This window comes from Paenibacillus solani, assembly GCF_050475945.1.
Lineage (GTDB): Bacteria > Bacillota > Bacilli > Paenibacillales > Paenibacillaceae > Paenibacillus_AQ > Paenibacillus_AQ solani_A.
The window spans coordinates 199,457-214,036 of the sequence record NZ_JBCMXJ010000015.1 but is presented as its reverse complement, the minus strand read 5'-3'; the positions used below and the strand labels follow the sequence as shown (position 1 = coordinate 214,036).

The window sequence follows — 14,580 nt, the reverse complement described above, 5'->3', positions numbered from 1 at the left end:
AACGGCTTGTAACAAAAAAAACGAACAATGGGCTTAGCGATCCTGGACGATCACGATTCCAATAGCTCGTTTTTATAGGTTCTGTAGAACAGTACTATATTGATCTTCTATATCGTGCAGCTCATCCATTCATCCAGAAAGAGGAAAGATTTAAGAGGAGGTATGCACAACCGACTGCTCAGGAACAGTCTTCGTATACGGTGCGAACCATTCTTCATCCACATGGTCAGGTGACGGCAGGCTGCGGGTCGTCGAGTCGAACACCCAGAAGATCCCTACGCAGAATACAGCAATTCCGCATCCCGCGATAACAGAGGAACTTGCGGCAACCACGCCAAGGGAACCTCCGATCAGGCTGCCAAGCGGCATGGCAATCCCACTAAGTCCGCTCGCTGCCGCGAACACCGTGCCCAATCTTTTCGCAGGAATCGCCTTCTGAATGACCGAATTGATGATGACGTTTGTAACGCCTCCGGGAAACCAGGCCAGGCCATACACCAGAATTACTAGCCAAGTCCAAGGGGTAAATACACTAAGACACCAGGCAGCGCCCGACAGACAAAACGCTCCGGCAAAAAGATATCCAAGGGGCAGTCGTTCCAGCTTCAAATATGGAGCCAATATCGCACCCAGCAAACTTCCGCAAGCCTGAGCCATAAGCAATACGCCGTACACGCCGGCTCCTCCAAGGCTGTCGGCAAAAGCAGGCATAACCGTAAAGGTAGCGCCGCCCGCAGCATTGATCACGATAATCCCCATCTGTACCCGTGCGAGCGGGGTTGCCAGAATGTAACGAAGACCCTCTTTCATGTCTGCCCAATACTTATTAAGGGCCTTTCGCATTGTTTTTGAAGTTACTGTTGTTTTCGCAGATGTCTTAATAGCGTTGTTATCTGAAGTTTTGATAGATTTCTTGATCTTCAACTGAGAGAATAACAATGCTCCGATGAAAAATCCAATCGAGTTCCATAAATACAGGGAGACTGCACCCAGCACAATAATCAATACGCCGGATATGGCATTACAAGCAACATCTATGCCTTGATAGGCTAGGGAGAACAGCGAGTTGCCTTGCGTGAGCTGCTTCTTATCGAGAATTTTGGGAAGGGCCGACATTTGGGCTGGGTATACCCACATATTCAGCGTTGATAGAATCGGTGTAATCGCCAGTACAAGTCCGACATTCAGAAAATCGAAATAATAGGCACTCGGAACGATTAACAGAAGAAGCGCTTGAGCCAATTGGGTGTACACCAGAAGCCCCCGTAAAGGCACGCGGTCAATCATCGGACCGGATAACAGTTGAATGATTCGAGGGAGAATTGAGAGAAATCCGGCAAGTCCCGTATACAATGTCGAACCTCCCAGATCGTACACCAGCCACATGGCTGCTACGGCATACAGGCTGTCGCCGATATTGGTAAGAATCCGGCCAACGAATAACAGCAGGAAATTGCGGTTTTTTAAAATGTTCATAAGGAAGCACTCCTTAAGTATAGTTTGATTGTTTAGTTTTGAATAGGAAGAGGCTGAACAGGCCTCTCCTATTCGGACGTTTCCGTGGAAACCACGTTGATTCCTACCGCATACTCCTTGCTGTCTTCCCCTTTGGTTGCGAGAGTCTTGTTCACCCATTTTTCAAGCAGTTCCCTGAATTCCTGTGTCATTTCCTCGTACTGCTCTTCATTCAGCTGCATTCGCAAACTGATCCTTGTGCGGCTGGCCGCTGCATAATCGTCGGCTAGAACCGGATCAACCATCTGCGTCCCCTTGGTGTTAAACCACTTTGCTTTGGACTTATAATATTTCTCTACAATACCGCCAACGGCTCGGGTCTCCACCAAATCTATTAATCCGCCTTCATATAACTTCAGGATATGGTAGTGAATGCTCCCTGGCGATTCTCCCAGTTCATCCGCGACTTGCTTGGCGGTTTTGGCCGTATCCAGCATGGTTCCGATAATCTTCACCCGCTGGGCACTGCCGAGCAGCTTCGCTTGTTCCACCGATATTTCGATGCTCTGATTCTGATTTTCATTCATAAAGAAACACTCCAATCGAATTAAGTTATACGTTCAATATTTCTAAGATGTACGATAAATTTAGTTCGTTCTAATTTAATTTATCATTCTAATTTATTAGATCGATATGGCATAATAATAAACCACCTATTACCATTTGTAAATAGGCGGCTTATATTATCGTTGTTTTTTTCTAAACGGGTTTGACCATATGATAATAAACATGCCCGTTAATCATGATTTCCTTATCTGTTTTATAACCTCTTCTGTCGTATAAAGAATAGGCACGTTGATTGTCCGTCACCACGGCAAGGGCGATCTGACGATACATTAGTTCCTTTGCCTGATGCTCCACGTGACATATCAGAACTGAACCAATCCCCTTTCCGCCAAACTGTGGAGAAACAGATAATGTATCGATATAATATTCATCCTCATCCGCTTCTTTGTCCAGCGCCAGGGAAGGGTCGCTCTTGAGCTTTCGCAGACGATCCAGAATCGGACGATCCAACTCGGCGGCTTGATCGCCCCCATAAGCAACCACAATGCCCGCTACTTTCCCATCGATCTCTTCCACAGCTGCCTGACGATAGCTAAGCCTGCCTTCATCCGCGCGGAAATATTGCTCCAGCACTTCCAAAGCCTTCTCTTCTTCTGCTTCTCCCGTCAGTTGATGTGCTATATCATGCAGAGCATCATACAGAAGTCTAGCGGCTTCGGGCGCATCCTGTGGTCTTGCTGATCTTATCGTCATAATTATGTCTCAACCTCCATGTATTGCTTTTGCTAGTTCATATCAAATATCCCAGTCCTCAACCTCATATAACAGCTCCATATCCGACAAAGCAGTAAAAGAGCGCCGCTTCACTTCCGGATCCCCAATCTTCTCATGCAATCCAAACCCTCTGGACACCTTGAACGTAAAAGACAAACCATGTGGTACCATCGCACTTCCCTTGTACACACCTTCCCCACAGTACGGAATCTCAAATCCGGCATAGATCATAGGAGAAACCGGCGTTGAAGGAGGTACCTTCACCTGAATCGCAACTTTCACAAGTTCGGGCAATTCCTCTACGATTGTAATCTCTTTATCTGCGATCAATTTCCCCATTTGCAGAGTAACCCGGGTGCTGCCGGTTGTTTGAGGCTTCAGCTTTCCGTCAGGCAGCAGCATAAGCAATTCCGGAGATTCCACATGGTATGTTCCGTTTATTAACGTTTGAACAAAACCACTATTATATGTAATGACCGGATTCAGTTGTTTGACGGGTCCTCTTACGCCTACGACGCTATCTCCATAGAGCTTAATCGAAGCAGGTTCTCCAATATCGCCGAAAAAATACAGCAGCGGTGCATGCGCTCTTCCAGCCCAGTCGCTCTGGCTGTGAGCCGCTCCCGGATCCAAGAACAGCATGAGATCTTCCCCGGGCACAAAGCCGTCTTGAATGAGACGCTCTGCTTCCTCCCGTGCGTATTTTTCCATAAAGACCCCTTCGGCCCCGCCCATATCCAGCCAAATTCGAAGCTTGGGGTGCGTGCCGTATCTTTCATAAAAGGGGTGTTCTTTCAGCTCGCCCTCAGCATCAAAATGGGCTTTGACAAAATAAGGCGACATGACCGCAATACTTCCGAACACATCCGGCCTTCTGAAGCCAATATTGTAGGTGACGATGCCGCCTGCGGACGAGCCCATCATCGCGGTATGTTCCGGTCCTTGAAGCGTCCGAAAGCGCTGGTTGATATATGGCATAACTTCTTCAATGATAAATGACTCGTACCGTTCGCCGGCAAACGGCGGATCGAACACCAGATGCATCCTCGGATTGTCGTGAAAATACTCATTCAGTCTTTGATGGGGAACCGTTGAAATTCCAACGATAATAATTTCCTTCATCCGTCCTTCGGAAACCAGCCGATCCGCGGTGAGATGCATATCCCACGAGCCGCCTCGCTCATCGGCCGAAAATACATGCTGCCCGTCATGCATATAGAGTACGGCATAATGCTTCTCCGTATTCTCATGATAACTGGGCGGAAGATATACATACAAACTTCGGGAATTGCCTAAGCTAACCGATGGAAAATCTGCAACTTCTACCATTCTTGAGGACATACTGACCATTCTAACCCCTCCTGACTAATTTTGCACCCGTCGCATTTGCAAATGCGTTTTTCAATCTCTCAAGGCGATCCAACCAACAAAAAAAGGCACAACCTGATCAAATCAGGTTGTACCTCTTGGGTAAGCATTGCCTTACCCATTATTATACTGGGCAATTTCTCCATTTTCAATATCAGATTTTGCCCTCCGGCGGCTCTTTCGGCACATAATTAAAAATCTCGCCATCCACTAAAGTATCAATCAATCGCTCCAGCCATTTATAGTAAGCAACGGCCTCACGCATCTTCGCCTGATCCTCTTGCAGCACCGCTGTCAGTTCTTCATCATCTTCATGCGCTTTGCACAGTTTCTCCGTTTCATCCAGCGCTTTTCGCAGGACATGAATATTGCTCTCCACCGATTTACGCCACTTAATATCGAAGAAATCCACGAAGCTCTGGTACCAATCGTACTCCACTTCATACAAGTCCTTGCGGGAGCCCTTCTCCCACACCTTGTTGACCATTTTATAATCGAGTAATGTGCGTACGCCTGTACTCATGCTAGTCTTGCTCATTTTCATTTCCTGTCCCATTTCATCGAGGTTCATCGGTTTATCCGCAAAATAAAGCAGCCCGTATAAATGTCCCGTTGAGATTGGAATGCCGTACAAATCCATATTCCGTCCAATATTTTCAATGACTCGCTTACGAATCTTATGCACGGCTGCCTGCCGTTCATCATCTAAATGGTACAAGCCCATGCTTGCAGCCTCCTCTTTCTGTAGCCATCCAATAAAGTCATGTCAGCATAACTTGATGGACTCGAAGTGTAGTGTGAACGATCTCCAACAAATCTAAACCAACCCAACTCACACACATTCTCTGATCTATTGTAGGGAAAGCTATTTTAAAAGTAAAGATGGTCGCCCAAGAGCATATAGGAGCATATGGGAGCATTTCAAAGGATAACATTGTACAGTTTTTACTGTACGTACTTTACGTACGGATATAACGTTTGATACTTTACGTATCGGTTGTTACAATGGGTGACATGGGTTTACGAGACGACAGCGATACAGACTCGTCCAAGGGAAAGAGTCTCTCTACAATAAAAGGAGGAGTATTTTTGGCTATTCTGCAAGTTAACAAAGTCAGCAAGCTGTTCGGCGCGAATCCAGAACAAGGGATTCAATTGCTAGAGCAAGGCTGGAGTAAAGCGCGAATTGCGAAAGAGAAAAATATAACGGTTGGCGTCAACCGCGTCAGCTTCGATATTCATGAAGGCGAAATTTTCGTGATTATGGGGCTTTCCGGCAGCGGCAAGTCCACACTCGTCCGTTTGCTAAATAGGTTGATTGAACCAACATCAGGCGAAATATTGATTCATGGTAAAGATCTGCGAAAAATGAACAAAGAGCAGCTGCGGGAAGTGCGCCGTAAGAAAATCAGTATGGTGTTCCAGAAATTCGCCCTCTTCCCCCATCGTTCGGTTGTAGACAACGTGGAATACGGATTAGAGATTCAAAAGGTAGACAAGAGCAAGCGCCGCGAAGCGGCTCTGAGGTCACTTGAGCTTGTCGGCTTGAAAGGCTGGGAGGAGAAAATGCCCGATCAGCTCAGCGGTGGCATGCAGCAGCGTGTCGGGCTTGCCCGCGCACTTGCCAATGATCCCGAAATTCTGCTGATGGACGAAGCCTTCAGCGCATTGGATCCACTGATCCGCAGAGACATGCAGGATGAATTGATCGAGCTTCAAGACAAAATGAAGAAAACCATCGTGTTCATTACACACGATCTGGATGAAGCTCTTCGCATCGGGGACCGCATTGCCTTGATGAAGGACGGTTCGATCGTGCAGATCGGAACGCCGGAAGAAATCCTGACCCAGCCTGCCAACGATTATGTTGAACGGTTCGTGGAAGATGTCGATCTCTCCAAGGTGCTTACCGCAGCACATGTTATGCGCCGCCCAGAGACCATTACGATGGATCGCGGACCTCGTGTTGCGCTGGAGCTTATGCGTGAACGAGGGATCTCCAACCTGTTCGTCATTGACCGTTCCAAGAAACTGCTTGGCGTCATTACCGCCGAGGATGCATCAAATGCGATGAAGAATAACCTCAAGCTTGCGGATATTCTTATTACGGACGGTCCAAGTGTCGGACCAGACACACTGCTAAATGAATTGTTTGAAATTACGAGCATGTCCAAGGTGCCACTCGCCGTTGTGGATGATACCGGCAGATTGATGGGCGTCATCGTCCGCGGTGCCGTTCTTGGCGCCTTGGCTGGAGAAAGCAAGAATGAGGGGGTTACACAAGATGCCTAAGATTCCTCTCGCAAGCTGGATTGATTCATTTGTCGAGTGGTTGGGAGATGTTTTTTCCGGATTGTTTGACGCGATCTCCTTCATCATCGAAAACGTGGTGCAGTTGTTTACTGATGTGTTTATGCTGCCCCATCCGTATCTGTTCATCGTCATTCTGGCTGTCATCGCCTATCTATTGGGCCGACTGCCGTTGACCTTGTTCACTGTCATCGGTTTTCTGCTTATCGATAACTTGGGTTACTGGCCACAAACGATGAGCACACTCAGTCTGGTTATTACAGCAGCATTGATCTCCATCATTCTAGGTGTTCCGCTGGGAATATGGGCTGCTTATAGCAAGAATGCATCCCGAGTGATCATACCGGTCCTCGACTTTATGCAGACGATGCCGGCTTTTGTATACTTGTTGCCTGCTGTTACATTCTTCAGCCTCGGTGTGGTGCCAGGGGTTATTGCTTCGGTTATCTTCGCCATTCCGCCAACGATTCGTCTGACTCGCCTTGGCATTATGCAAGTATCGGAGGAATTGACGGAGGCTGCGGATGCATTCGGCTCAACTTCCGGACAGAAACTGTTCAAGGTTCAGCTTCCACTCGCGATGCCAACCTTGATGGCCGGCATTAACCAGACCATCATGCTCTCGTTGTCGATGGTTGTTATAGCCTCGATGATCGGTGCGCAGGGTATTGGTGCCGAGGTCTACCGTGCAGTAACTCAACTGCAAATTGGTAAAGGGTTTGAAGCCGGTTTGGCTGTCGTCATTCTGGCGATTGTGCTCGACCGCTTTACACAAAATATATTTAAATCTAAAAAGAGGGGTGCTTGATTTGAAGAAACAGAAATTTTGGTTGTTACTAAGCTTGGTCGCCATTCTAGTGCTGTCTGCTTGCGGACAGAGCGGAAAAGACGGCGCTGATGGAAACACCGACAAAGGTACGAATGGAGGCTCAACCGCTTCTCTCGGCGAACAAGTTAAACATGAAATCATCGGTATCGATCCAGGCGCAGGTATCATGAAAGCAACGGCTGCTGCTATTGAAGAATATGGATTGACTGACTGGAAACTGATTGAAGGTTCCGGTGCTGCTATGACTGCAACGCTTGCTAAAGCTATCAAGAATGAAGATCCGATCATTATTACCGGATGGACTCCACACTGGATGTTCGCCAAGTATGATCTGAAATATTTGGATGATCCGAAGAAAGTATACGGTGAAGCTGAAGAGATTCATACGGTTGTCCGTCTTGGACTCAAGGAAGATCATCCGGAAGCATACAAGTTCCTGAGTAACTTCAAATGGACCTCTGATGATATGGGTGAAATTATGACCGCGATTCAAGAAGGTCAAGATCCTGAAGCTGCCGCTAAAGAGTGGGCAGACAGCAATACCGAGAAGGTTGACGCATGGCTTGAAGGCGTTCAGCCGGTTGACGGTAAAAGCTTCAAATTCAGTTATGTCGCTTGGGATTCCGAAATTGCCAGCACGAATCTTCTGAAAGTAATCATGGAAGACAAGCTGGGATATAAAGTGGATGCACTTCAAGTAGAAGCAGGCCCAATGTGGACTGGTGTTGCCAATGGCGACGTGGATGCAACAGTAGCAGCTTGGCTGCCACTCACGCATGCCGACTACTGGGATAAGTTCAAGGACAAAGTGGAAGACCTTGGCGCTAACATGGAAGGCGTAAAAACCGGCCTTGTCGTTCCATCTTATGTGGAAGCTAATTCGATTGAAGATTTGAAATAATGGCAGAAGCCATCCCATAGTATATGGGGTGGCTTTTTTCTATGTAGGCATGCGTTCCAAGATTGTTGGCCTGACTGTGGAAGAGGATGTATCCGCTCCGGTCGCTGTTGAAACCAGGAAAATGAGGATTATACTTTGCGGTATTTTCCCGGTTTCAAAGGCGAACGCCAGGTCTCCTCCACGGATACATCCTCCAATTCTTAGCTCAAGGCCTCCAATCTTTCCACCCCCACATGAAGAGAGCCATCCCACTCCTCTGGGATGGCTTTTTGGGCGGGGCGGGGAAGGGGCAAAGCTGACCAGTATTACACGGTCAGCTTTGCCTGGTTTGCATTGCCGGACCAGCTGTGAGTCCCTCTGGGACTCACAGGCTTGTCGGCTTAGCTTTGAAGGTCTGGCACTGGCCGACCTTCATTCTCCACACCGATTGCCGAACATGCTGTGAATCCCCCTGGGACTCACAGGCTTGCCGGCGCAGCTTGTGGTCTGGCCCCGAGCTGGCCACAATCTTTCTACACCCGGATTGCCGAACAAGCTGCGTACCCCCTCTGAGACTCAACAGGCTTGTCGGCGCAGCTTCTTCGGCCCCTCGGGAGCTTACAACTCCCCCATACGGCCTTGTAGCATTATATCCACCACAAGGCTCCCTCGCTCTAGAAAGCAAAAAGATCATGCCCTACATCATGGGCATGATCTTTTTACTGCCTAAATCTAATTTCTTCTATCTACTACTCTTTTATCGTAACCGTCACAGGAGAGTATTCGGCGATAACGGTTTGTCCATGCACGGATACGCTGCCTTGCGGCGTCAGGTCTTTTTCGGTCATGATTCCAAGGGCGATGGTGAATTTGTTGAACTTGACCGGGATGTTCTTCTCCCGGCGGATCTCTTCACCGTTCACGTAGAAGATCGCCTCGTCCTCGCCGCGATTATACGTAATTTTGTACGTATTGAATTCGCGTGGGGTAAAATGGGTATCTTCCTCTTTAAAAATGCAGAAGAAACGGGTCTTGTCCGATTCCGGCACCTCTACACCAGGGAACGGCAGAACTGCGTACACACTGGCATATTTGTCGTTCGAAGCAAAGAAATCCAGGGCAGCTCCTGTGCTGAAATCAAGCAGGTTCAAGGATACATATCCGTCATACAAATCACCGGGAACGGTACCTTGAGTGCGTGCACGAATTTGAAGCTCAAAAGTCACTTCTCCGGATTCCGGCACTTCCACCTCTTCGTTGGAATAGTACATATGCTTGGCATTGTCGAGAATTTGAATCTGGTTATTCTGACGGCTCAGCGGCGCACGCACATATAGAATGTCGTTGCGTACGATTACAACTGCATTCGGCTCGCGATATTCCCAGAATGAACCGTCCGGCAGCGGAAAGCCACCAATCTTCCACGTTCCGCTCTCAGACAGGATGGAGTGAAAATCACCAAAAATACGTTGTTGTTCCATCTAATTCCCCTTCTTTCTACAAAGTCTGAATGATTCCCTGGATGATCAACGATAGAATTAATACAGCGCCGCAGCGCATTGTCGTCATGGTTGATGCGCCCATCAGCGGTAAATACGCTTCAGAACGGTTGCTGCTCTTCAGTCTTCCATAAACCAGATACAATGGAATCATCGTCAGTAGTGCAATTAATGCATAGGGCGGCAGCGCCCCGACTAACACGCATGCGATTAAGGATAAGCAAGCCAGAAGCAGCAGAACTCGCGAGAAGATCAGCGCTCTTTTTTCGCCCCATACCACGACCAAGGTTTTCTTCCCGGCCTGACGGTCTGCCTGCCAATGCAAGAAGTGATGATTGAACAAAATCAGTGTCGTCAACAGCCCAATGGGCAGGGACAGCAGCAGCGCCCGAACATCCATATGTGAGGTTTGAACGTAGTATGCGCCCATCACTGGCAAAATACCAAAGGATAGCAAAATCGCAATTTCGCTATAACCCTTGCCCCGGTATCCGAATTGAATCGGCGGTGCAACATAGAAATAAGCGATCAGTCCGCCGAGTCCGCCGAAGATAAATGCCCACCAGCCGCTAATCAAGCTGAGAATGATGCCGCTCAGCGCCGCAATCCCAAACAGCCCCCAGGTGATCATCTCAAACTTGCGCAGCGACCAGACACCTTTCGTAAGAAAGCCGGAGTTTGTGGAGATCGCATCGACATGCTCCTGCGCCTCGGTATCCGTTCCGTTCTTATAGTCCCACAAATCATTTACCATATTGGAGAACAGATGGGCGGCGCCGCTTCCGATTAACGTCAATAAAAAGAGGCCTATATGAAATTTGCCCTCCCATACATAAGCCCCAAGCGCTCCCAAAGCAACCGGAATCAGCATGACGGGAATCACTTTGATTCGGGAAGCTTTTTTGAACTGTGCAAGGGCATCCACTTTAGATATGCTCCTTCCTTTGATGAAATTTGTAAAAATACAGAATAGAACGCCTGCAACTGCTTGCAGACGTTGGACGTTGTGAAACATAGAACTTGCATAAATAAGAATAACATAATTGTCGAACTTTGTAATCCGTTTGTTAGAACTTGCCTATGCCATTCATCACACCGAGGATCGCTCAATCAACTCAAAAGCAAGCTCCTTGCGAACCGGCTCTTTCTGCTCGCCTTGAATATGTGCATATAGCATCCTGAAAGCCTCCGAGCCCATCTCAAACAGCCGATTGTCGATGGTAGTCAAACCCAGCATTTTGCCGATCGGCTGGTTGTCGAAACCGATGACAGCAAGCTCCCGTGGAATGGACACTCCTCTCTTTCCCGCTTCATAGATTAACCCGGCGGCCACATGGTCACCCGTTACCAACAAAGCGCTCGGACGCTCCTCCATGCCGGACAGCCGATCCATAATCGCAGCGCCGTCTTCCAGATTGATACATCCGTCAAGGATCCATTCCTCGCGGTAAGGCTCTCCGATCTCTTTAAGGAATTCGCCATACGCGACTTGACGTGCTCTCGTGCTTGGACTATCCAGTCTACCTACCGTGAATCCGATATGTCGATGGCCCCGCTTCATCAAGTACTGCATGGCACTGCGAAAGGCTTCCGCATGGTTTATATATATTGAAGAAAATAATCGTTCACCCGCATCATGACAGCAAACAATCGGCCCATAAGTGCAGTAAGCTTCAATCTGTTCAGGGGTAACCGCCGACGATAAGATCATGATGCCATCGATTTCGCGATTGCGCAGCATCTCGAGCACTTCCAGCTCCTTGTCCGGTGCATACCCGGTTTGGCACAGAATTAGACGATAGCTTGCGGTAAGCGCTTCTTGGCCGGCGCCCTCCATCAATAAGGAGAAATAGGCGTGATGAATAAACGGCAGCATGATAGCAATATTCATCGTCCTGCCTGTAATCAGATGGACCGCGTTCATGTTTCTGGCGTATTTCAATTGCTCCATCGTTTCCAGCACGCGTGTCCGTTTATCTTCTTTGACATAAGGATGATTGTTCAGCACTCGAGACACGGTCGATACCGACACACCTGCAAGCTTGGCAATCTCTTTAATATTAGCCATAACCCATCTCCCCCTCTCCATCCACTTGCTTCATTTCTGATACTATCATGATTGGTTCCCCTATTCAAAAAGGAGACCGAGGCGGTGGGGGAAAGGTTCCATAGACGTTTCACGGATGTTCCTATATTTCCCTTATTTTGATATGATGAATTACATCATTCCTTAGGAGGTAGCTTATGTCTAAACTACTCAAGGCACTTGCTGCTATATGGTTTATTGGCGGCTTTATCGGAGGTGTCATCGTATTTATTATTATGGAAGGCGACTGGCCGACAGGGATTACTTGGCTCATAAGCGGCACCATCTCGGGAGCGCTATTCTATACAGTCGGCGATATCTATGAAATCGTGTCGGAGAATAATACCTTGCTTAGGGAAGTGCTTCAACATCTTCCGCGTGATATAAAGCCGTCCCTTGGAAATTCCAGAGCAAATCTAAGTGCGCTGAAGGATTACAAGATGAAGGCAAGAGATGAACAGCAATAAAAAAGCTTGATCTGGAATGCTTTTCATACTTTACACTAAAATTGGGTGGAGCCTTCATTCATTGTCAGCGTGACCACAAGGGCGTGATGGCGAGAGCTAAGGCTTCTGCCTTTTATGTTAAATCGCCAAGGTAAGTAATATACTGGGGGAGCCGTTCTTCGACAAAACCCAAAAGGGACTCCGTTAGCGGGGTCCCTTTTATGTGGGGTTCAATATTGTGAATCATTTCTGTCCAAAACTTTATTTCAAAATGTTCTTGAATGCCTCTGTCTGCTGCTTGATGCCCACCTCGGTCGCAAAACGCTCAATGCTGGATGCTCCAAAGAATCCTTCTACACCCTTGGTTCGGGACAGAACATATGCTGCATCCTCAGGCTCCGCAATCGGACCACCATGACATAGAATCATAATATCCGGGTTCACAGCTTTACCAGCATCACAGATCGCCTGAATTCTCTCCACACAATCATCCAGCGTCAATGCGGTTTTAGCGCCTATGGTTCCTTTCGTAGTAAGACCCATATGAGCAACCAGGACATCCGCGCCAGCTTCAGCCATCTTCTTCGCCTGATCAACATCAAACACATATGGAGTTGTGAGCATGTCCAGCTCATGTGCCTTCCGAATCATCTCAACCTCAAGATCATAGCCCATGCCCGTCTCTTCCAGATTCGCCCGGAATACACCGTCAATCAAACCCACCGTTGGAAAGTTCTGTACCCCGGCAAAGCCTTGCTCCTTCAGCTGCTTCAGAAAGATATCCATGATCCGGAATGGATCGGTGCCGCACACCCCTGCAAGTACCGGTGTATGCTTCACGACTGGCAGTACCTCATTCCCCATATCCACCACAATCTGGTTCGCATCTCCATACGCCATCAGCCCGGCAAGCGAGCCGCGACCAGCCATCCGGTAACGGCCCGAATTGTAAATGATGATCAAGTCTACACCACCGGCTTCAGCGCTCTTGGCTGAGATGCCCGTCCCTGCTCCTGCTCCCAGTAATACATGACCGGCTGCTACCTCAGATTTCAGTTTTGCTAATACTTCTGCTCTTGTTGTCATTCCCATGATCATTTCCTCCTTTAAGATACAGGCTTGGACGAACCTTACTGCTGTTTCATCAATTCCATCAGTTTATCGGCCGCAGCCACTGCAAAAGCTTGATCATTGATATCCGTATTCATCTCGATCAACTCAACGTTTTTACGATCAATGCGTTGTCTTAACGTATTAAACAGCGTCTCATCCTCTTCCGTTCCATGAAATGCTTCTCCCTCGACATCGAGCATCGATACGCCCTTCAAAGGGAGCATCAGCACTGTAGGACCCTGTGCTTCATTCAGCTTCTCAGCGATCTTCTCACCAAGCTGCCGGTTCTCTTCGACCGTCGTGCGCATCAGCGTAACCGAAGGGTTATGCTTATACAGATTCCGTCCCCGGAATGCCTCAGGCACGCTCTCATAAGGACCGAAGTTGACCATGTCCAGTGCTCCTGTCGATACAACCTGCGGCACTTTGCAGCGTCCAGCAGCTTCCAGTCGATGCGGTCCAGCCGCCAACACGCCTCCAACCAGCTCATCGCACCATTCCGTTGTCGTTAAATCCAGTACGCCATCTATATATCCGGCCTCAATTAAGCTCTCCATCGTTTGTCCGCCCGTACCTGTTGCGTGAAACACAAGCACTTCGTAACCATGCTGCTCCAAATGCTCCCTGGCATAATCAATACAAGGAGTTGTAACTCCAAACATCGTTGCTGCAATTAAGGGTTTCTTATCCGCCGGAGGTGCCGATTCAAACGTCACCATCCCGGCAATTGCGTGAGCCGCGTTCGTAAATATTTTGGTGGAAAACGAGTTCAGTCCGGATACATCTACGATGGAAGGGAACATGATAATGTCGCTTGTCCCTACGTACGGTGCTGTATTGCCGGAAGCGACCGTGGACACCATTAGTTTCGGGACGCCAATCGGCAAGGTTCTCATCCCCGCTGTAACGATGGACGTTCCTCCTGTTCCGCCAAATGACAGCATGGCATCGAATTTACCTTCTGCATAGAGCTTCGGCACGATGTGCTCCATCCCGCGGGCTAATGTTTCGGTCCCAGCTGACCGGTCCTTCCGAGCAGCAATTTCGTGTATATCCATGCCTACCGCTGCTGCAATCTCCACATTGGTTACATCCGGTGTGAACATGGGCTCAAACACACCGCAGTGGATCGTGAACGTCTTTAAACCCAAGCTCTCAAGGATCGATTTCACATATGAAAACTCGGCACCCTTTGAATCAAAAGTTCCTGCAATCGCTACCGTCTTCACCGCACAGACCTCCTCTTATGTCTC

At 48.3% G+C, this 14,580-nt stretch carries 14 protein-coding genes; 4 read left to right on the top strand and 10 right to left on the bottom strand.

What is annotated here, in order from left to right:
- Window positions 1-150: 150 nt before the first annotated feature.
- The 5 genes from ABEQ74_RS15900 to ABEQ74_RS15880 all read right to left on the bottom strand — a co-directional run bounded on the left by ABEQ74_RS15900 (window position 151) and on the right by ABEQ74_RS15880 (window position 4,888).
- Complete coding sequence (locus ABEQ74_RS15900; RefSeq protein WP_430123120.1) at window positions 151-1,476, bottom strand: MFS transporter; 1,326 nt, start codon at window positions 1,474-1,476, stop codon at window positions 151-153.
- Window positions 1,477-1,544: 68 nt separating this feature from the next.
- Window positions 1,545-2,042, bottom strand: coding sequence for an ArsR family transcriptional regulator (locus ABEQ74_RS15895; protein ID WP_430123119.1), 498 nt, complete (start codon window positions 2,040-2,042; stop codon window positions 1,545-1,547).
- Between the two features lie 172 nt (window positions 2,043-2,214).
- Complete coding sequence (locus ABEQ74_RS15890; protein ID WP_430123118.1) at window positions 2,215-2,775, bottom strand: GNAT family N-acetyltransferase; 561 nt, start codon at window positions 2,773-2,775, stop codon at window positions 2,215-2,217.
- A gap of 42 nt (window positions 2,776-2,817) precedes the next feature.
- Window positions 2,818-4,146, bottom strand: a complete 1,329-nt coding sequence (locus tag ABEQ74_RS15885; RefSeq protein ID WP_430123117.1) for an alpha/beta hydrolase — start codon at window positions 4,144-4,146, stop codon at window positions 2,818-2,820.
- A gap of 172 nt (window positions 4,147-4,318) precedes the next feature.
- Window positions 4,319-4,888: a GbsR/MarR family transcriptional regulator gene (locus ABEQ74_RS15880; RefSeq protein ID WP_430123116.1), complete on the bottom strand. Its 570-nt coding sequence runs from the start codon at window positions 4,886-4,888 to the stop codon at window positions 4,319-4,321.
- A 365-nt stretch (window positions 4,889-5,253) separates the two neighbouring features.
- Between ABEQ74_RS15880 and ABEQ74_RS15875 the strand changes: the two genes are divergently transcribed.
- The 3 genes from ABEQ74_RS15875 to ABEQ74_RS15865 are packed head-to-tail and all read left to right on the top strand — an operon-like array spanning window position 5,254 to window position 8,204.
- Window positions 5,254-6,456: a quaternary amine ABC transporter ATP-binding protein gene (locus ABEQ74_RS15875; RefSeq protein ID WP_430123115.1), complete on the top strand. Its 1,203-nt coding sequence runs from the start codon at window positions 5,254-5,256 to the stop codon at window positions 6,454-6,456.
- Window positions 6,449-7,282, top strand: coding sequence for an ABC transporter permease (locus tag ABEQ74_RS15870; protein WP_430123114.1), 834 nt, complete (start codon window positions 6,449-6,451; stop codon window positions 7,280-7,282). The genes ABEQ74_RS15875 and ABEQ74_RS15870 overlap by 8 nt, the downstream gene beginning before the upstream one ends.
- 1 nt (window position 7,283) lies before the next feature.
- Window positions 7,284-8,204: a glycine betaine ABC transporter substrate-binding protein gene (locus ABEQ74_RS15865; protein ID WP_430123113.1), complete on the top strand. Its 921-nt coding sequence runs from the start codon at window positions 7,284-7,286 to the stop codon at window positions 8,202-8,204.
- A 728-nt stretch (window positions 8,205-8,932) separates the two neighbouring features.
- Here the strand turns inward: ABEQ74_RS15865 and ABEQ74_RS15860 are convergent.
- From ABEQ74_RS15860 to ABEQ74_RS15850, 3 genes are all read right to left on the bottom strand, one after another.
- The gene (locus ABEQ74_RS15860) at window positions 8,933-9,664 is read right to left on the bottom strand and encodes a DUF6081 family protein (protein WP_430123112.1); all 732 of its coding nucleotides are present in this window, start codon (window positions 9,662-9,664) and stop codon (window positions 8,933-8,935) included.
- A 16-nt stretch (window positions 9,665-9,680) separates the two neighbouring features.
- Entirely contained in the window at window positions 9,681-10,607 is a 927-nt protein-coding gene (locus tag ABEQ74_RS15855) for a prenyltransferase (RefSeq protein ID WP_430123111.1), read from the bottom strand.
- A 165-nt stretch (window positions 10,608-10,772) separates the two neighbouring features.
- On the bottom strand, window positions 10,773-11,750 hold the full coding sequence (locus tag ABEQ74_RS15850; RefSeq protein WP_430123110.1) for a LacI family DNA-binding transcriptional regulator: 978 nt from the start codon (window positions 11,748-11,750) through the stop codon (window positions 10,773-10,775).
- A gap of 176 nt (window positions 11,751-11,926) precedes the next feature.
- On the opposite strand from ABEQ74_RS15850, the gene ABEQ74_RS15845 reads away from it, so the two are divergent.
- Window positions 11,927-12,235, top strand: coding sequence for a hypothetical protein (locus ABEQ74_RS15845; protein WP_053491717.1), 309 nt, complete (start codon window positions 11,927-11,929; stop codon window positions 12,233-12,235).
- A 240-nt stretch (window positions 12,236-12,475) separates the two neighbouring features.
- Here ABEQ74_RS15845 and ABEQ74_RS15840 read toward each other — a convergent pair whose 3' ends face one another.
- Both ABEQ74_RS15840 and ABEQ74_RS15835 read right to left on the bottom strand, forming a co-directional pair.
- Window positions 12,476-13,306, bottom strand: a complete 831-nt coding sequence (locus tag ABEQ74_RS15840; protein WP_053491716.1) for a phosphoenolpyruvate hydrolase family protein — start codon at window positions 13,304-13,306, stop codon at window positions 12,476-12,478.
- Between the two features lie 38 nt (window positions 13,307-13,344).
- Window positions 13,345-14,556 carry a Tm-1-like ATP-binding domain-containing protein gene (locus ABEQ74_RS15835; RefSeq protein ID WP_430123109.1) on the bottom strand — a complete coding sequence of 404 codons (1,212 nt, stop codon included), beginning with the start codon at window positions 14,554-14,556 and terminating at the stop codon, window positions 13,345-13,347.
- Window positions 14,557-14,580 lie beyond the last annotated feature (24 nt).